Source organism: Arboricoccus pini (assembly GCF_900187945.1).
GTDB classification, from domain to species: domain Bacteria; phylum Pseudomonadota; class Alphaproteobacteria; order Geminicoccales; family Geminicoccaceae; genus Arboricoccus; species Arboricoccus pini.
On sequence record NZ_FYEH01000019.1, the window covers coordinates 43,517 to 60,552 of the forward strand.

Genomic DNA, 17,036 nt, shown 5'->3' on the forward strand with positions numbered 1-17,036 from the left:
TCTCCAGGCGGCGGGTTCGCGGCCAGAGTTAGGAGGCTTGCCAGAGACGCGTCAATGCGCCGGCACGGCCGGTCACCGGATCGCTCGCCGGTACGGGCAGGCCATCGATGCATGCCAGCATGGCGGCATCCGCCGGGCCACGGTGAAGATCGGCCCGCTGGCCCGGCGGATAGGCTCCCATGACGAGCAGGTCGCCCGCGTCGCTGAGCCGGCGATGGCCGGTTCCCGCCGGCAGGATGGCGACGTCGCCGGCGCCGATCTCCACCTCCTGGCCGAGCGGGCCGCCCAGCATGAGCCGGGCCTTGCCACCGGCGAAGCCCAAGGTCTCGTGCGCGGTGGCATGATAATGGTGGAACGGATAGACGCCGTTGCGCCAGGCGGGTGGCCAGCCATGCCGGGCAAAGAGCGCCTCGAAGGCCGAAGCCGGATCCTGCGTGTCCGCCGGCAGGACGCGCCGATAAAGGAGGATGGGCAGCCTTGGATTGTTCGGGACCCAGTCCCGCCGCTGTAATCTCAGTATCTCTGGCTGGCCGGGCGCCTGAAGCGGCATGGAGGTCTCCCCGATGGGCTGGAGGGCCAGGGTAGGTGGCGCGCACGGCAAGGTCATTGCATGGGAGAGACTGGATCATCCTTTAGCCAAGGATCTGCCCCCGATGCAGTTCAATCATATCGCCAACCGCCTGGACGAAAGGCATTTCGACACCATCGTCGAGCTCTTCAAGGCCAGGCTGGGCTTTGTACAGTTGCGCCGGACGGAGCGGGCGATCTGGTTGCGCCAACCGCAGACCAATATCGACCTGCAGTTCAGCATGAGCCGCGAGGCCAAGCGTGACGGCGATAAGTTGCGCTCGCAGATCGCCTTCCTGAGCGAAACTCCCAAGGCTGACCTCGAGGAACTGGTCCCTTGGCTGGCGGAGAAGGGGCTAGAAGCCTCGGTCGGCGCCTATTCCACCACCGAGTTCTATCTGGACGTGCCGGCGGCCTTCGTCGATTTCGTCATCGAGGCGATGCGCCCCGAGCTTGCGGTCTATGACGTCGAGGTGTGACGATCGTTAGGGATCGCCGCCGCACGGAAAAGAATGATCTTTCGAGCACGCGTCGGATCGGCCAGAACCGGACGCGCCAGGCCGAAGCGGCCCAACGCCAAGAGCACGGCCCCGGCAGCCTTGGGCGAGAGGGCATGGCGAAGAAGCCAGGGATTGACCCTGGCATCAAAGCCTCTTGCCACGAGATCGACGGCAACATCTTCGATCGCCGCGACGGCGAAGTCTCGGGGCGGCAGGCCCGATTGCTTCACGCAGGCAAGACAGGCGAACAGGATGTCGGCCACGCTCTCGACACGGCCCCCGGCGAAGGGGGCCCCTAAGGCGTTCGCCTCAGGCGACGACGACATTATAGCGCGTGTTGCGCGGATAGGCGCTGCCCTGGAGACGGGCCGCCGGCGGCCGGCCCATGAGGGGTGCCGCCCAGGCCGCGAAACGGTGCTGCAATGTCGGGTCGGGCTCGGTGCCAGACGTGCCCGTCAGTCGTTCCAGCCAGAAGGCTGGCGCTCCCGCCTGGCCCTGTCCGCGCGCCCAGAGTCGGCAGGCCGTCTGCGTCGGGGCTACGGGCTGGAGGATGAGGAGAGCCTCGCCGTCCAGCCCCCGCAGGTACACAAGGTTGGGAAACATCCAATGTCGCAGTAGGCCGCCCAGGCGGGGGGGCACCTCGTGCCAGGCCAGGGCCAGCATCGTCTGTGCCATCGCCCCGCCGTCCCGCCAGTCCGACAGGCCGTCGGGCAAGTGGAATTCCAAAGGTGCCCCGCTGGCGTGGACGAAGATCAGTCCTGCCTCTTCCCGTACGGCGAGCGGGGCCAACAATTCCGGCCTGGCGCCGCGAAAGGCCAGGCGCTCGGGTGCCTCCTCGTCCGGCAAAGGAGCCGGCAGCGGGCCGCGATCCAGGCTATAGCCGCAGGAGGTGAAGCCGCAGCGGATCTTGCGCCCGCTCCGGCATTGGATCGGCACCATGACACAACCGCCATGCTGTGCCCGGTTCAGCCGCGCGGCGAGGCCGCCCCTCGCCAGGCGCTCGACATGGATGCCGAGGCTGCCCAGCGTGTAGGGCAGGATGTCGCCCTCGGCCGGGATCTGCGCGCCAAGGCCGATGCAGGTCCAGACGAAGGGCCAGAGCCGCTCCTCCTCGAGGAGCGTGGTCGAGGCCTCGGGCGCGTTCAAGGCCGCAGGGCCGCCGGGTCGTAGTCGGCGCGGCCGCGCGGCTTGATCGCCTCGGGCGGCGGCGGCGGCAGGGGACCATCCTGCATGAAGCGGTCGAGGACGTTCTTGGTCAGCCGGGAGATATTGTTCCGGCCCTCGTTCCAGGGCAGTGAGCCGCAATAGGCGATCGAGCTGAAGGCAAAGCAGGCCCCGCCATTGGGCGTCTCATGGAAGGCGAGGTCGGCGCGCACGCGGGGATGCTGTGTGCCGTCGATGCCGGGCTGGCTCAGGCCGTAATATTCCATGACCAGCAGATAGGCCTCGGTGTGCCGGCCGGCGGACGTGGCCACGCCCAGCGTGTGGGGCGGCGAGCCCAGCATGGTATCGATGATGTCGACCTCGAGGCCGGCGGCACCGCCGCCGCAAAGGCCGAAATTGCCCAGCTTTTCCTCATAGCCGATGCCCTCGAAGGCCCAGGCGATGCGCGGATCGAGGCTGTCGGGCGTGCGGGTGAAATAGGTCGAGACATCGAAGCCCTGCGCCGCCATGCCCGCGCCGGCCACGGCGTGCAGGTTGCGCCCGCGAAAGCGCCACATGCCGCCAAGCTCGCCCGTGCTCTGATGATAATATTCGCCCGGGCCGGCCTGCCAGCCGCGAATGCCGGATTCGCAGCGCCTGAGCTCGGTGACGACGCCGCGCCCCAGATGGTCGTAGCCCGGATGATAGGTCTGCACCCAGTACCAGCCATCGCCGCCCAGATACATGAGCCGGCCGCCGCGCTGCGTGTAATCGTGCAAGGCATCGATCTGCGGCCCGGAATTATGCTCGGGATGCGAGCCCGTCAGGACGACATTATAGCGGGAGAGGCGACTCAGCCCCTCATAGGTAAGGTCCTCGTCGGTGAAGACCTCATAGTCATAGCCCATGACGTCCAGCCAGTAGATCAGATGCAGATCGGCCGGATACTGCCAGGGTGCCTGGGCGATGAAGCTGTCATATTTGGGGCGCATCGAGAGGATGGGCCGAAGGCGCGTCGAGAAATGGTTGCCGCTGCCATCCGTGTGCACGTCATATTGCGAGGCGCCATATTCGCGGTGCTCGGCAAGGAACAGGTTCTGATCCTGCATGATCGGCACGCGAAAGGAGAGCAATTCCGCGCCGGCACCATTCGTCGCCATGTGCTCGTTGGCATAGGCCATGTAGCTGATCGTCGGGATCATGACGCCGATCTTCTTGGCGGGCGAGCCCAGCCTGGCCACCACCCAAAAGGGCACGTAATCCTCATCGCCCTCGCTGGTGGTCAGCTTCAAGGCGTAGGAGCGGCTCTCCTGCGTGGCTGGTACCTCCCAGAAAAGACTCTCCTCCCAGCGGGCATCGTCCAGGTCATCGTCATGGAAGTGGATGGCGCCATACTCATCCCTGGCGTGCTTCCAGTCGAAATTCTCGCCTTGCCAGTTATGCCCGGTGACCGCCCGGAGCGGGCAGTTGACCAGGGTGGCGTCGAGCTTGAACGGTCCGGCATCCGTGGCGGTCAGGGTGGGGATGCCGATGCTGAAATCCCAGGCCGCCACGAGGTCGGCGGCCAGCGCCGGCGTCGGGCCCGCATGGGTGCGCTCTGTGAGGCCGCGCGCGGCACCCGCCTTCAAGAACTCGATCTCAAGCCTGGAGAGCGCGCGGCTGGCGAGACGCGGCCCGTCGATCTTGCCGTTATAATGCCCGATCGTCACATGGCCCGAGGGATGCTGCCGGTTGCCGGGCGCCGCGGCGCCGGCGAAGGCGGCCAGGAGCAAAGGTGCCGTCGTCTTTCCTGCCCCCAGAGGAAAATGGGCCTCGACCGGCGCTGGAGGCGGGTCCAGCGCATAGACGATCTGCGGCTCGTGATGGAGGACGGCCTTGCCGGTCGCCGCATCGTAACTCGCCGCCACGAAATGCCAGGCATGGTCGCGCAAGGGATAGGAGGAGCGCAGGCTCTGCGTACCGACGCGCAGCTCGACATGGCCGTGAGCGTCCAAGAACAGGCCGTACCCCTGCCCTTCGCTCCATTTGGTGAGGATTCCCTGCGGGCCGTGGCGCCAGTAATGCGGGTCGGTCCTGGGCGTGGTCGGCCAGATCCAGCATTGCAGCGTGAAGCTCGCGGGGGCAAGGAGCGGATTGTCGGGCACGAAGCCGTAGGAACCGCTGGCGATGGTCTGCCGCCGACCTGGATAGACGCCCTCGGCCGTCGAGGGTACGGGCCGCTCGATGAACCCCGGACCGCGGGGATTGGTATCGCCCAGCACCATCTCGACGATCTCCGCGCGAAACGCGGAAGGGCCGTCGCAATTGACATAGAAGCGTATCAGCTCGCCCGGATGGACGCTGAACTTGTCGGCATAGCCAGTAAGGCGCATTCGATTCCTCTTTGCGACGACGTCGCACCGGGGCTGGCCCGGCGGCAGCGGGCCCGATGATGACGCAAGAAGCCGGCCCTAGAGCCAGTTGTGGCGGCCGCGTTTCCAGCCTTCGTCGAAATGTTCCGGCATGCCGTCCTCCGCCGCCATCTCGTCCAGGCGGCGAAGGAAGATGGCGTGCTGGACCTCCTGCTCGTCGGTAAAGACGCACTCGTCGACGAAGCGGGGCGGCACGCCCGGGACGCCCGAGAGCCGCGCGATGCGCCACTCGGCGTCTACCTTGGTGCAGACGGCCACGAGCTTGCCCCGGGTCGGCTGGCCGCGCATGCGCTGGAGCACCGCCCGGAGAAGCGGGTCCTCGGTGATGCCCCCTGACAGCGACGTCGTGTCGCCCGGTGAGCCGCAGCGCAGGATGGCGCAGCCGGCTACCCCCTTCATAGAGCGGATGCAGCGCTCATGTTCGTCGATCAGTCTCTGCCGCTCGGGAGTGCCCGGACCGGGGATGGTGATCATGTCCGACCTTGGCTGATCTAAGGAATGGCGGCCGTCCTGGCCGCGCTCGGGACCAGGGAACGCAAGTTTTATTCCAAAGCCGGGCCGCCCTGCCCCCGCGTGACTGAAAAATCGACCGAATCACTGCTGTTTGACCTTGGTCAATGCCGGGGAGGAAAAACAGTTCATATTGTCATGCAGACAAGCAGGAGTCCGGCGATGACGAAGACCATGAAAGCCGCGGTCGTGCGCGAGTTCGGCAAACCGCTCGTGATCGAAAATGTACCCGTGCCGGTGCCCGGGCCGGGTGAGGTGCTCGTCAAGACGGTCGCCTGCGGCGTCTGCCACACGGACCTGCATGCGGCCGACGGCGACTGGCCGGTCAAGCCGACACTGCCCTTCATTCCCGGCCACGAGGCAGCCGGCATCGTCGTGGCCGTGGGTCCGGGGGTCACTGAGGTGAAGGAAGGCGACAATGTCGGCGTCGCCTGGCTGCACGATGCCTGCCTGCGCTGCGAGTATTGCGAGACCGGCTGGGAAACGCTTTGCGAGCACCAGCATAATTCGGGCTACAGCGTGAATGGCGGTTTTGCCGAATATGTGATCGGCGCTGCTCCCTTCGTCGGCAAGCTGCCGAAGAAAGTCGATTTCGCCGCAATCGCCCCCATCCTTTGCGCCGGCGTCACGACCTATAAGGGTCTGAAGGAGACCGAGGTCCGGCCGGGCGAGTGGGTGGCGATCTCCGGCGTGGGTGGCCTGGGCCAGGTCGCCATCCAATATGCCAAGGCCATGGGGCTGCACGTCGTTGCCCTCGATATTGCCGAGGACAAGCTGGCCCTGGCAAAGGAGACCGGTGCTGATGCCGTCGTGAATGCCCGCTCCGCCGATGCCGTGGCGGCGGTGCTCGAGGCAACAGGCGGGGGTGCCCATGGCGTGCTCGTCACCGCCGTCTCGCCGCCGGCCTTCAGCCAGGCCCTGGGCTTCGTCCGTCGGCGGGGCACGGTGGCACTGGTCGGCCTGCCGCCCGGCCAGTTCCCCACTCCCATTTTCGACGTGGTGCTAAAGCGCATCACCGTGCGCGGCTCGATCGTCGGCACCAGGCGCGATCTGGCCGAGGCCCTGGCATTCGCCGCCGAGGGCAAGGTGAAGTCGACCATCAAGAGGGCCCCGCTTGAGAAGATCAACGAGATCTTCACCGACCTTCGCGCCGGCAAGGTCGAGGGACGCATGGTGCTCGATTTCGCCTAAGGCCGGCCAGACCGGGGCAGTGCCCTCGGCCTCGAGCGACACCCGGCGCCAGCTTGCGGCCATGCGGCCATGCACGAGAGGCCGGCTTCTCCCCTACAGATCTCGCCGCTAGTCTTCCCTCCGGGCCGCCGCGACGGCGGCCCGGAGGGAAGACTAGCGGGAGACGCGGGCCAGATGGTGAACGAGGCAAACGTTCGAGCCGGCCAGTGCCATTGCGGCGCGGTGCGCTTCGAGGTGACGCTCAGCGACGGCTTCAACACGATCCGCCGCTGCACCTGCTCCTATTGCCGGATGCGTGGCGCCGTCGTCGCCATGGCGGCCATGGGGGGCGTCAAGGTCCTGCGGGGCGAGGACATGCTGACGACCTATCGCTTCCATAGCCGGTCGGTGCAGCATTTCTTCTGTTCCCGCTGCGGCATATATACCCATCATCAGCGCCGCTCCGACCAGAATCTCTACGCGGTCAACGTGGCCTGCCTGGAAGGGGTCAGCCCGTTCGACTTCGCCGAAGTGCCGGTCATGGATGGCATCAATCATACCAACGATACGGGCAAGCCGACGCGCCGGGCAGGCACGCTCCGCTTCATCCCGGCCGACTGACGATCGCCGCCCGCTTGGGCGGCCCGCCCTCGTGAACGTCGGACATGGGCGATGTCGTCGAGGTCGAGGACAGAGATGCCTACACGCCACCACCGGACCGCGTGAGTAAGACGACAGCGCTGCTGGCTCGCGCCGCATTGCCCGGCAGGAAGCCCTGCGGCGCCACGCAACAGTCTATCAACCCAAGATGAATAACTATGCCCGCGGATGTCCCGGCAAGAAGCGTTTCTCACGCCACGTCGGCGCGGGCCGCGAGGCCGGGATGCTCCGCGCCGAAATTCCGCGGTCTGGCGATGACGAGGCCATCCTCCGCCTCAACCGCCATAAGATGAATCTCTCCTAAGCTTCATTCAACCTAAGATGCTCGTTTGCAGTTGGCGTCAAGATCGCTTTATCGCCGCCGGTTGCTTGGCCCGATTTGAGCTCAATTGCTTGCCTTATCTGGGATCGGCGCCGTTCGGAATGCCGCGATACCTCCCATAGGCGGAAAGTTTTTTGCAACCCTTAGGCAAAACGCTAGACAACTTAAGGGTTAACCAATATCGTTCATTCTATCCTCTAGATTGGATGGCGGACGGAATGTTCCAGTTGATTTCGGCGATGTTCGCCCGGCTGTTCGCGTCAATCGACGACGAAGATCAAAGGCTCATGGACGCGCTCGGCGCCAAGGTCCAAGTCGTCTTTCTGGACTAGACAAATGATCAACCTTACGTTGCGGAGCGTCGAGCCAGAATCGCAGCAAGCCGTCAAAGGCATCCCTGTCTGGCTAGGACTTGGCGGCGCTTTTGCCGCTTCCGCCGTGCTCTGGACGGTAGGCTGGCTGTCGCTGGCATCACTGGCAGCAAAATAAAGCCGGGCCGCCGCCTTCTACATTCGACCTCATCGCACCATGTGGCGGGAGGCAGAAGCTGACTTCTCCCAGCTTCGATGGCTGAGCCACAAGCTCGCCGCTTGGAACCCTGAAATCCATGGCCGCTGGAACCGCGCCAAGCGGACTCGAGCACACCTTGGCGGCGACCTGCCTGAGAGCGCCCCGCGCCGAACGCCCGACCCTGAAGAACCATCAGGCCCAAGATCGCAGGTTTATCATCGCCCCGCGTCGACGCACCCCGATCCACGGTTAGCGCTCTGACCGCTCTCGTCGGACACACGCCGGAACCCATCAGGCGACGCGCCCCTCTCCCGCGCAGATCGAAGCGGCGTGGCCCGCAAACAGGCCACGGCCTTTTCACTTGCATCAGCCGCGCAAATTGCGTAGATCGGCCCACATAAAACGTTTCAAGAGCACGCTCAGCGTGCGATCATGGGAAGCTATCGTGCCGGCAAAGCGCGGCCCTTCACGCCCGACGGTTCTGGATGTCGCACGCTTGGCGGGCGTCTCGCCGGCCACCGTGTCGAACGTCCTGACCGGGCGGCGCGTCCGCGCTGAGTCCGCGCAGCGGGTCAAGGAAGCGGCATCCAGTCTGGGATACGCCGTCGACAGGGCCGCATCGCAGCTCAGAAGCGGCCGCGCGCGGGTGGTGGCCATGCTGGTGCCGAGCCTGGAAAATCCGTTCTTCACCTCAATCGTCGCGGCGGTCGAGCGGCGACTTCGGACGGATGATCACGATCTTGTCGTCGCCAGTGCGGCGGACGATGTGGCAACCGAACACAGCCGGCTGCAAGCCCTGCTCTCCTGGCGGCCGGCTGGCATGATCGTCATCCCCTGCACCGACGACTTTGCCGGCGCCAGCCTACTGGCGGCGGCGGGAACACCTTATGTCGTCCTTGACCGTGTGGGCGGTGCGCACAGCGCCGATACGGTCGCTGTAGACAATGTAACAGCAGGACTCGAGGCGGCCCGTCACCTGATCGACCTTGGCCATCGACGTCTCTTGATCGTCGCATCGGCCAGAACACTCAGCAACATCAAGCTGCGCTGCAAGGGCATCGTCGAGGCCTGTGCGGCGGCCGGCCTGGAAGAGCCCGCCTTGATCGAGGTCGGCTTCGATCTCGAGAGCGCAGTCGACCGTCTGCAGACCTGGCTCAGCACGCATGAGCGGCCAAGCGGGATCATCGCCCTTACCAACTTTGCCACTTTGGGCGCCCTTGCCAGTCTCGCGCGTTTTTCCGTCAGCATCCCGGGCGAAGTCTCGCTGGTGGGGTTCGACGATTATGCCTGGATGCGGGCGGCAGCACCCTCCATCACCGCGATCCGGCAGCCCGTCGAAGCCATGGCGGAGCTGGTCTGGGATCGCCTGCGCGCGCGGATCGATGGTGATAGCAGCCCGGTCGTCCAGGCAATGCTGCCGGTCTCGCTGGTCATCCGCGCGTCGACGGCCAGATGCCAGACGGGTGATCCGGCCGCCGGGCTACCGGGCCAGGGTCTGCGCCGGCCATCGCGTACGGGCGGGAGGCAGCGGGAGCAGGGAACCGGGAGAGGCGCCAAGGCATGAGCACAAATCGCCGGAGATCTTGCGAAGTCTTCGACGCGATGATAAAGTAAATAAATAATAATATATTCATCATCAAAGCAATAAAAGATGGTGAATTAAAAAATACGCGATCAAATCAGGGAGATGTGATCCATGTCAATGAATAGACGCAGTCTTTTGCTGACCGCCGGCATCGGAACGTTGGCGCTGACCAAGGGCGCCGCTTTGGCACAGGCAACTGAGGTGCCGCAAATAGCGATCGTCGCCAAGATCGGCGGCATCCCCTGGTTCAACGCGATGGATGCTGGGATCAAGAAGCAGGCGGAGGCCCTGAAGGTCGATGCCTGGATGGTCGGGCCGACCCAGGCGGATGCCGCTCAGCAGGTCCGCGCCGTGGAAGACCTGATCGCGCGTAAGGTGAACGTCATCGGCGTGGTGCCGAACGACGCCGCGGCCCTGGAGCCGGTCCTGGCCCGCGCCAAGGCGGCGGGCATCAAGGTCCTCACCCACGAGAGCCCGGACCAGAAGGCGAATGACTGGGATCTCGAGCTGACGACGGTCGCGGCCTATGGCGAGGCGCATATGGACCTGCTCGCCAAGGAGATGGGCGAGGAGGGCAAGTATATCGTCTATGTGGGGTCGCTCACAGTGCCGCTGCACAATGCCTGGGCCGATGCCGCCATCAGCTACCAAAAGACGAAATATCCCAAGATGGAGATGTTGGGCGACCGGTTCGGCGTGGCCGAGAGCCTGGACGACTCCTTCCGCACGACGCAAGACCAGCTTCGCGCCCACCCTGACATCAAGGGCATCTTGACCTTCGGCTCGCAAGGTCCGATCGGCGCCGGCAAAGCGCTGGACGATCGCGGCAAGGCGAAGTCCGTGGCACTCGTTGGCGGCTACTCGCCCGGTCAGGGGCAAAAATACGTCAAGCAGGGCATCATCAGGGGCGGGTTTATCTGGAATCCGATGACCGCTGGCGAATGCCTGGTCCAGGTGGCCAAGATGCTGGCGGAGGGCAAGGAGCCTGCCGACGGCATGGAACTGGTCGAGGTCGGTGCGGTCAAAGTCGACAAGGCCAAGCGGCTGATCCAGGCACAAAAGCTGGAATCGCTGGACAAGGCCAACATCGACCGGCTCGTAGCGCTCGGCCTCTGACGATGCCGGCGGCATCGACGCCCTATCTCCGCCTGGCCGGCATCAGCAAGAGCTTTGGCGGCGTCAAGGCGCTCTCGGACATCGACTGGGACGTACGCCCAGGCGAGATCCATTGCCTCGTGGGCGAGAATGGGTGCGGCAAGTCGACCTTGATCAAGACTGTGGCGGGAGTGCATGCCCCCGACCCGGGCGGCGTCGTCCTGATCGACGGCGAACCCGTCCTGCCCCTCAATCCCGCCAAGGCAAGAGCACTGGGTGTGCAGGTCATCTTTCAGGACCTGGCCCTCTTTCCCAACCTGTCGGTCGCCGAGAACATTGCGATCGAGCGACATCTTAACCGGCCGGCGGTGCCGGTCAGTCAAGCCCGCATGCGCGCATTGGCGCTAGCCACCTTGCAGCGGCTGGATTTTCCGCTTGATCCAGATAAGGCGCTTTCCGAGCTTTCGGTCTCCGAGCGCCAGATCGTCGCCATCTGCCGGGGTCTGGCCGCCAAGGCCCGGCTTATCTTCATGGACGAGCCCACGGCCTCCCTGACCCGCGCCGAGGTCCGTCGTCTCCTCTCGATCGTGCAAAAGCTGAAGGCGGACGGCATCGCCGTCGTCTTCGTCTCGCATCGCCTGGAGGAAGTGGTCGAGATCGCCGAGCGCGTTACCGTCTTTCGCGATGGCCGCAAGGTTGGCACCTGGCCGGCGGCCGAGGTCGACCAGGCCAGGATCATCAGCCTGATGACGGGCATGGACATTTTCCATGGCGTCGTGGCGCGCGACATGACGAAGGCGCCACCGCTGCTCGAGGTGGAGGGCCTCTCGCGGGCCGGCGAGTATCGCGACATCAACCTGACGATCCGCGCGGGCGAGGTCGTGGGCCTGACGGGTCTCCTGGGTGCCGGTCGGACCGAGCTCGCCCTCTCGCTTTTTGGCATGACGCGGCCGGATAGCGGGCGCATCAAGCTGGACGGCCAGGTGTTGAACCTCACCTCCAACCGGGCAGCGCTCAAGGCCGGCATCGCCTATGTCTCCGAGGACCGGCTGAGCCTGGGTCTCGTGCTGCGCCAGTCGATCGCCGCCAACGCCGTCCTGGCTGTCATCGACCGGATGAAGAATGGCCTGGGCCTGGTCGGGGAAGGCCGGCGACGCGCCTTGGCCGACGATTGGGTCAAGCGGCTGGCGATCAAGATCCCCGGGCTGGACAAGCCCGTCCAGACCCTCTCAGGCGGCAATCAGCAGCGCGTCGTCCTGGCCAAGTGGCTGGCCGCGAAGCCCCGATTATTGATCCTGGATAGCCCCACTGTCGGCGTCGACATCAAGAATAAGAAAGGCATCTACGACATCGTGGCCGCCCTCGCCAGGGAAGGTGTCGGGATCTTGCTGATCTCGGACGAGGTCATCGAGACCTTCGCCACCTGCGATCGGGTGCTCCACATGCGCCAGGGACGGATCGTCGGCGAGGCCGTGCCGGGTCAGGTGTCGGAGCAGGCCCTGGAGGCCGAGATCTATGCATGAACAATCGACCTTTCTGAGCCGGCTGCAGCGCCGACCGGAGGCCTGGCTGCTTGCCGTCATCCTCCTGGCCGGGCTGGCGCTCAGCCTTGCCAGCCCTACCTTCCTGACGTTGCCCAATATTGTCGATCTCTTGGAGAGCTATGCCGTCCAGGCGATCATGGCGCTTGGCCTCTTCGTCGTCCTGGTCTCGGGCGGCATCGACATCTCCTTTGCCGCCACCGCCTCGGTGGCCCAGTACGTGGCGGCCGCCATGGCCGCCTATGCGGGCCTGCCGCCGCTCGTCTGCATCGGTGCCGGCCTTCTGATCGGCGTGGCGCTGGGTCTCCTTAACGCCGCCCTCATCCACTATGTGCGCATCACCTCGATCATCGCCACGATAGCGACGATGAGCGTCTATTTCTCCTTCCTCATGTATGTCACCGGCGGCCGCTCGATCTACAACCTGCCCGACTGGTGGACGGACCGGATCACCTTCTACGAGACCGAGACCACCTCGGGCGATCTCGTCCGCATCACCCTGCCGATCGTGGCGCTTTTGGTGGCGGCATTGCTTACCTGGCTGCTCATGACGCGCAGCAAGGTCGGCCGCCAGCTCTACGCCATGGGCGGCAACCCGGAGGCCGCAAGGCGCATCGGCATCAACATCGCCGGCATGCAGTTCTTCGCCTACGGCTTCCTGGGCTTCATGTCGGCCGCCGCCGGCCTCCTCCAGGCGCACCGCGTCGGCGAGAGCGTGCCCAATGCGCTTTATGGCAACGAGCTCGCCGTCCTCTCGGCGGCGGTCCTGGGGGGCGCCAGCCTGACGGGCGGCATCGGCACCGTGCCGGGGGTGCTCCTGGGCATCGTTCTTCTGGCCATGCTGCAAAACGGCCTGAATCTCCTTGGCGTCTCGTCCTACTTTTTCCAGATCGTCATCGGCCTCGTCATCCTGATCTCGACCTCGATCACGGTCTTGAGTGCGAGACAGCGCCGTCGCCGTCGTCCCATCGGGGAGGCCCTCAATGTCTGAGCCCCTCCTGGGCGATGGCCCTGCCGCCGGTCACGGCCTGGGCTCCCTGACCGCGCGGCTCCAGGGCGGCCTGCCCATGAGCGAGATCGGCCTGCCCGTCCTGCTGCTGGCGCTGGTCCTGGGATTTGCCCTCTTCGTGCCGCAGTTCGCGACGCTCGGCACGTTCCAGTCCTTCATGTACCAGATCGCCATGCTGGGGCTGCTCTCGCTGGCCATGGTCGTGCCGCTCATCTCGGGCGGTCTCAACCTCGCGATCATCGCCACCGCCAATCAGTCGGCGCTGTTGATGGCCTGGCTGATGAAGGCGCTCCTGCCTGCCAGTGCCGGCGGCCCGACGCTCCTTCTCGTCATCCTGGCGGCCCTGGTCGCGGGCCTGCTCCTTTGCCTCCTGATCGGTTTCCTGACCGGCGCCCTCATCGCCTATACCGGCGTCCACCCGATCCTGGTGACCCTGGGGACCAAGTCGCTTATCGACGGGATCAGCATCTACCTCACCCGCGGCACCGTCATCTCGGGCATCCCGGACATCTTCGCCGCCACCGGCAACGCCACACTGTTGGGCATGCCCGTCGTCTTCCTCATCTTCATTCTGGCGGCCGTCGTCCTCGGCATCGTCCTCCAGGGCACGCCGTTCGGCCTCAAGGTGGCGATGATCGGCTCCAACATCGAGGCCACGCGCTACTCGGCGATCGACACGCGCCGCACGCTGGTTGGCGTCTATGTCACCTCGAGCGTCCTTTGCTTCGTTGCCTCCATCGTCATGCTGGCGGCCTTCAACTCCGCCAGTGCCGGCTATGCGCAATCCTATCTGCTGGTCACCATCCTGGCGGCCGTCCTGGGCGGCGTCGATCCGTTCGGCGGCTTTGGCAAGGTGGCCGGATTGATGGTGGCCCTGGCGATCCTCCAGGTGATCTCCTCGGGCTTCAATCAATTGGGCCTCTCCAACTATCTCACCGTCGCCATCTGGGGCCTCATCCTGATCGCCGTCGTCGCCGCGCAGACGATCCACCAGTCGGGCTGGCTGGTCCGCCGGCTGCGTTTCCGGGCCGCCCCTTCCCCCGCATCAAAACCATGAGCCATGCCATGACCGATCTCTACGCCCGCGCCTTGAGCGAGCTGCGAACCGTCTTCGAGCGCCTCGACGACAAGGCCGTCGACCATGGTGTCGAGCGCATCGCTGCCGCCCGCAAGGTCGTCGTCTATGGCGGCGGCCGCGAGGGGCTGCAGGTCAAGGGCCTGGCCATGCGCCTCTTCCACATGGGCCTCGATGTGGGCGTCGTCGGCGACATGACGGCACCCTATCTGGGCAAGGGCGATCTCTTCGTCGTCACCTGCGGCCCGGGCGAGATCTCGACCTCGGTGGCCCTCATGAACGTCGTCAAGGAAGCCGGCGCCGAGACGCTCGTCGTCACGGCGCAGCCCAGAGGCCGCGTACCCTCCATGGCTGATTCCGTCATCACCATCCCGGCCCAGACCATGGCCGACGACCAGGGCGACGCCGCGACCTCGGTTCTCCCCATGGGCTCGCTCTTCGAGGGCGCCCTCTTCATCCTCTTCGAGGTCATGATCCTGAAGCTCATGGAGCGCCTGGGCGTCACCGCCGAGGCCATGCGCGCCAACCACACCAATCTCGAATAACATGAGCCACGTCGCCGTTTTCGACATCGGCAAGACGAACGCCAAGCTCAGCGCCGTTGGTGCCGACGGCCAGCTCGCGCTGACGCTGGGCACCCCGAACCGGACCCGGCCGGGACCGCCCTACAGCCATCACGCGCTGGACGAGATGGAGGCCTGGCTCTGCCAAAGCCTGGCGGAGCTGCACCGGCGGCATCCGATCGAGGCGATCGTCCTCTCCGGCCATGGTTCGGGCGGCGTCCTGGTCGACGCGGACGGCCCGACCATGCCGATGATCGACTACGAGACGACGACTCCGCCCGATGTCGATGCCCGCTACCAGGAGCTCGTGGGCTCCTTCGTCGAGCGCGGCAGCTCGATCATGCTGGGCGCGGCCCATCTCGCCCGCCAACTGCTCTGGCTGGAGACCGGCTGGCCGGAGCAGGTGGCCGGTGCGCGCTACTTCCTGCCCTTGCCGCAATATTGGGCCTGGCGGCTCTCCGGCGTGGCTGCCACCGAGGTCACCAGCCTCGCCGCCCAGTCGCATCTCTGGAACGTCACCGAGCGCCGCTTTGCCAGCATCGTCGGCGCGTGCGGCTGGACGCGGCTGATGCCGCCCTTGACGCCGGCCTGGACGACGCTCGGCCCCCTGACCGAGGAAATGGCAACCCGCATCGGCCTGCCGCACCGGACCCGCGTCCTTTGCGGCATCCACGACAGTTCCGCCAATCTCTATCGCTACCAGGCAGCCGGCCTCGCCGACATGACGGTCGTCTCGACCGGCACCTGGCTCGTTGCCATCAATGACCGGCCGGACGTCACCGCCCTGGCCGAGCAGGCCGGCCTCTCCTGGAACAGCGACGTGCGAGGGCAGCCGCTGGCCGGCGTCCTGACCATGGCCGGCCGCGAATACGGGATCCTGACCGGCAACGCCCCGCCTGTCGCGCTCGAGCTCGGCGACGTCGCCGAGCTTGTCGCGGCCGGTACCATGGCGCTGCCCTCGTTCGGTGCGGATGACGGCTTTTTCCCCGGCAGCGCCGGCAAGGGCATGATCGCCGGTCCCGCGCCGACGACACCGGCCAGCCGCCAGGCGCTGGCCGTCCTGCACATGGCGCTCCTGACTGATACGGCGCTGAACCAGCTGCCGCCTACTGCCAAGATCATCCTGGATGGCAGCTTCGTGCGCGAGCCCCTCTTCCCGGCCCTGGTCGCTGCCCTGCGCCGGGAACCGGTTTTCGTCAGCGCCGACCGCTACGGCACCGCCACGGGGGCAGCGCTCCTGGCCAGCCATGCCGGCCGCGTGGCGCCAGCACCAATCACCCTAGCTCGCGCCGAGCCCGCCTCGATCGCCGGGCTCGACATCTATCACAAGACCTGGCGCGAACGCGTCGGAACAAGGAGTGGACGATGAGCGACACCATGCAGCTCAGGCAGGAGATGGTCGAAACCTGCCGTAAGATGAACGCGTCCGGCATCAACCAGGGCACGTCCGGCAACCTCTCGGTGCGCAACGCCGAAGGCTTCCTCATCACGCCGACATCGCTGCCCTACGACCTGATGCAGCCGGAAGACCTCATCCAGATGAAGTTCAGCGGCGAATACGAGGGTGCGCGCCGCCCCTCCTCCGAATGGCGCTTCCATCGCGACATCCTGAAGGCCCGCCAGGATATCGACGTCGTGCTCCATTGCCACTCGGTCTACGCCACCACGCTGGCCTGCCACCACAAAACCATCCCGAGCTTCCACTACATGACGGGCGTGGCCGGCGGCACCACCATACGCTGCGCCAAATATGCCACCTTCGGCACCCAGGCCCTCTCCGACAACGCGCTCGAAGCCCTCCAGGATCGCCTGGCCTGCCTGCTCGGCCAACACGGCCAGATCTCACTCGGCAAGACCCTTTCATCCGCCCTCTGGCTCGCCATCGAGGTCGAGACCCTGGCAAGGCTCTACGTCCAGGCACTGACCCTGGGCGAACCCCCTATCCTCTCCGACGAGGAAATGGGCCGCGTCCTCCAGCAGATGAAAAACATGAGCTACGGCCTGGCCCCCGACCTCGAGGGCGTCAACGACACCGCACGGGCGGCCAACGCCTCCTGAACTCGCCAATGCGTCACCCGAGCACGGCTAGGAGGGCCTTCGGCGACCAGGGGCCGAAAGGCCCCTGGACCCCATGGGGTTGGGGTGGGGCGGATAGCGGGCGGCGTATGAGACCGATTGTATAAAGACTATATTCCTTGTACAGTGGGCCCCATGGACTGGACCGATCGCCTCGCCCCCAAGCCGCCACGGCGCCGCTACCCCTTCTGGGCCAGGCGCGACCGCAGGCGCACGGCCCAGGCCATGGCGGCCGGACGCAGTGCCGAGGAGATGGCGCTCGTCAACCGCGTTCCCGTCATGGAAGTCGAGAAGCTGCT

The 17,036-nt window shown here is 65.7% G+C and carries 17 protein-coding genes; 12 read left to right on the forward strand and 5 right to left on the reverse strand.

What is annotated here, in order from left to right; genetic code table 11:
- Positions 1-28 precede the first annotated feature (28 nt).
- The gene (locus CFB17_RS17880; RefSeq protein WP_088562946.1) at positions 29-550 is read right to left on the reverse strand and encodes a cupin; all 522 of its coding nucleotides are present in this window, start codon (positions 548-550) and stop codon (positions 29-31) included.
- A 103-nt stretch (positions 551-653) separates the two neighbouring features.
- Here CFB17_RS17880 and CFB17_RS17885 point away from each other — a divergent pair, with 103 nt between their 5' ends.
- A complete protein-coding gene (locus CFB17_RS17885; protein ID WP_088562960.1) occupies positions 654-1,046 on the forward strand; it encodes a hypothetical protein in 393 nt (130 codons plus the stop codon).
- On the opposite strand, the gene CFB17_RS17890 is transcribed toward CFB17_RS17885, so the two are convergent.
- From CFB17_RS17890 to CFB17_RS17905, 4 genes are all read right to left on the reverse strand, one after another.
- Positions 1,028-1,393, reverse strand: a complete 366-nt coding sequence (locus CFB17_RS17890) for a hypothetical protein (RefSeq protein WP_088562947.1) — start codon at positions 1,391-1,393, stop codon at positions 1,028-1,030. The two genes, CFB17_RS17885 and CFB17_RS17890, sit on opposite strands and share 19 nt — an antisense overlap.
- Entirely contained in the window at positions 1,377-2,213 is an 837-nt protein-coding gene (locus tag CFB17_RS17895) for a Rieske (2Fe-2S) protein (RefSeq protein ID WP_088562948.1), read from the reverse strand. The genes CFB17_RS17890 and CFB17_RS17895 overlap by 17 nt, the downstream gene beginning before the upstream one ends.
- The gene (locus CFB17_RS17900) at positions 2,210-4,582 is read right to left on the reverse strand and encodes a N,N-dimethylformamidase beta subunit family domain-containing protein (RefSeq protein WP_088562949.1); all 2,373 of its coding nucleotides are present in this window, start codon (positions 4,580-4,582) and stop codon (positions 2,210-2,212) included. Before CFB17_RS17900 ends, CFB17_RS17895 begins: the two co-directional genes overlap by 4 nt.
- A 78-nt stretch (positions 4,583-4,660) precedes the next feature.
- Entirely contained in the window at positions 4,661-5,095 is a 435-nt protein-coding gene (locus CFB17_RS17905) for a N,N-dimethylformamidase, small subunit (RefSeq protein ID WP_088562950.1), read from the reverse strand.
- A gap of 198 nt (positions 5,096-5,293) precedes the next feature.
- Between CFB17_RS17905 and adhP the strand changes: the two genes are divergently transcribed.
- The 11 genes from adhP (at position 5,294) to CFB17_RS17955 (ending at position 16,719) form a co-directional block, all read left to right on the forward strand.
- Positions 5,294-6,322 (forward strand): alcohol dehydrogenase AdhP, encoded by a 1,029-nt coding sequence (gene adhP / locus CFB17_RS17910; protein WP_088562961.1) that lies wholly within the window; start codon positions 5,294-5,296, stop codon positions 6,320-6,322.
- A 174-nt stretch (positions 6,323-6,496) separates the two neighbouring features.
- Positions 6,497-6,922 carry a GFA family protein gene (locus tag CFB17_RS17915; protein WP_088562951.1) on the forward strand — a complete coding sequence of 142 codons (426 nt, stop codon included), beginning with the start codon at positions 6,497-6,499 and terminating at the stop codon, positions 6,920-6,922.
- Between the two features lie 697 nt (positions 6,923-7,619).
- A complete protein-coding gene (locus CFB17_RS19375) occupies positions 7,620-7,772 on the forward strand; it encodes a hypothetical protein (RefSeq protein ID WP_165769701.1) in 153 nt (50 codons plus the stop codon).
- A 466-nt stretch (positions 7,773-8,238) separates the two neighbouring features.
- Positions 8,239-9,357: a LacI family DNA-binding transcriptional regulator gene (locus CFB17_RS17920; RefSeq protein WP_279311759.1), complete on the forward strand. Its 1,119-nt coding sequence runs from the start codon at positions 8,239-8,241 to the stop codon at positions 9,355-9,357.
- A 138-nt stretch (positions 9,358-9,495) separates the two neighbouring features.
- Positions 9,496-10,494, forward strand: a complete 999-nt coding sequence (locus tag CFB17_RS17925) for a substrate-binding domain-containing protein (RefSeq protein ID WP_322112152.1) — start codon at positions 9,496-9,498, stop codon at positions 10,492-10,494.
- A 2-nt stretch (positions 10,495-10,496) separates the two neighbouring features.
- On the forward strand, positions 10,497-11,996 hold the full coding sequence (locus CFB17_RS17930; RefSeq protein WP_088562954.1) for a sugar ABC transporter ATP-binding protein: 1,500 nt from the start codon (positions 10,497-10,499) through the stop codon (positions 11,994-11,996).
- Positions 11,989-13,005: an ABC transporter permease gene (locus CFB17_RS17935; protein ID WP_088562955.1), complete on the forward strand. Its 1,017-nt coding sequence runs from the start codon at positions 11,989-11,991 to the stop codon at positions 13,003-13,005. The genes CFB17_RS17930 and CFB17_RS17935 overlap by 8 nt, the downstream gene beginning before the upstream one ends.
- On the forward strand, positions 12,998-14,080 hold the full coding sequence (locus CFB17_RS17940; RefSeq protein ID WP_207762176.1) for an ABC transporter permease: 1,083 nt from the start codon (positions 12,998-13,000) through the stop codon (positions 14,078-14,080). Before CFB17_RS17935 ends, CFB17_RS17940 begins: the two co-directional genes overlap by 8 nt.
- A gap of 8 nt (positions 14,081-14,088) precedes the next feature.
- Complete coding sequence (locus tag CFB17_RS17945) at positions 14,089-14,643, forward strand: SIS domain-containing protein (RefSeq protein ID WP_088562963.1); 555 nt, start codon at positions 14,089-14,091, stop codon at positions 14,641-14,643.
- Position 14,644: 1 nt separating this feature from the next.
- The gene (locus CFB17_RS17950; protein WP_088562956.1) at positions 14,645-16,030 is read left to right on the forward strand and encodes an FGGY-family carbohydrate kinase; all 1,386 of its coding nucleotides are present in this window, start codon (positions 14,645-14,647) and stop codon (positions 16,028-16,030) included.
- Positions 16,027-16,719, forward strand: a complete 693-nt coding sequence (locus CFB17_RS17955) for a class II aldolase/adducin family protein (RefSeq protein WP_088562957.1) — start codon at positions 16,027-16,029, stop codon at positions 16,717-16,719. The genes CFB17_RS17950 and CFB17_RS17955 overlap by 4 nt, the downstream gene beginning before the upstream one ends.
- Positions 16,720-17,036 lie beyond the last annotated feature (317 nt).

Excerpts from the sequence above, each read along its gene's own strand:
- CFB17_RS17880 (WP_088562946.1), bottom strand. The coding sequence starts at position 550 with ATGCCGCTTCAGGCGCCCGGCCAGCCAGAGATACTGAGATTACAGCGG.
- CFB17_RS17885 (WP_088562960.1), top strand. The coding sequence starts at position 654 with ATGCAGTTCAATCATATCGCCAACCGCCTGGACGAAAGGCATTTCGAC.
- CFB17_RS17890 (WP_088562947.1), bottom strand. The coding sequence starts at position 1,393 with ATGTCGTCGTCGCCTGAGGCGAACGCCTTAGGGGCCCCCTTCGCCGGG.
- CFB17_RS17900 (WP_088562949.1), bottom strand. The coding sequence starts at position 4,582 with ATGCGCCTTACTGGCTATGCCGACAAGTTCAGCGTCCATCCGGGCGAG.
- CFB17_RS17905 (WP_088562950.1), bottom strand. The coding sequence starts at position 5,095 with ATGATCACCATCCCCGGTCCGGGCACTCCCGAGCGGCAGAGACTGATC.
- adhP (WP_088562961.1), top strand. The coding sequence starts at position 5,294 with ATGACGAAGACCATGAAAGCCGCGGTCGTGCGCGAGTTCGGCAAACCG.
- CFB17_RS17915 (WP_088562951.1), top strand. The coding sequence starts at position 6,497 with ATGGTGAACGAGGCAAACGTTCGAGCCGGCCAGTGCCATTGCGGCGCG.
- CFB17_RS19375 (WP_165769701.1), top strand. The coding sequence starts at position 7,620 with ATGATCAACCTTACGTTGCGGAGCGTCGAGCCAGAATCGCAGCAAGCC.
- CFB17_RS17925 (WP_322112152.1), top strand. The coding sequence starts at position 9,496 with ATGAATAGACGCAGTCTTTTGCTGACCGCCGGCATCGGAACGTTGGCG.
- CFB17_RS17930 (WP_088562954.1), top strand. The coding sequence starts at position 10,497 with ATGCCGGCGGCATCGACGCCCTATCTCCGCCTGGCCGGCATCAGCAAG.
- CFB17_RS17935 (WP_088562955.1), top strand. The coding sequence starts at position 11,989 with ATGCATGAACAATCGACCTTTCTGAGCCGGCTGCAGCGCCGACCGGAG.
- CFB17_RS17940 (WP_207762176.1), top strand. The coding sequence starts at position 12,998 with ATGTCTGAGCCCCTCCTGGGCGATGGCCCTGCCGCCGGTCACGGCCTG.
- CFB17_RS17945 (WP_088562963.1), top strand. The coding sequence starts at position 14,089 with ATGACCGATCTCTACGCCCGCGCCTTGAGCGAGCTGCGAACCGTCTTC.
- CFB17_RS17950 (WP_088562956.1), top strand. The coding sequence starts at position 14,645 with ATGAGCCACGTCGCCGTTTTCGACATCGGCAAGACGAACGCCAAGCTC.
- CFB17_RS17955 (WP_088562957.1), top strand. The coding sequence starts at position 16,027 with ATGAGCGACACCATGCAGCTCAGGCAGGAGATGGTCGAAACCTGCCGT.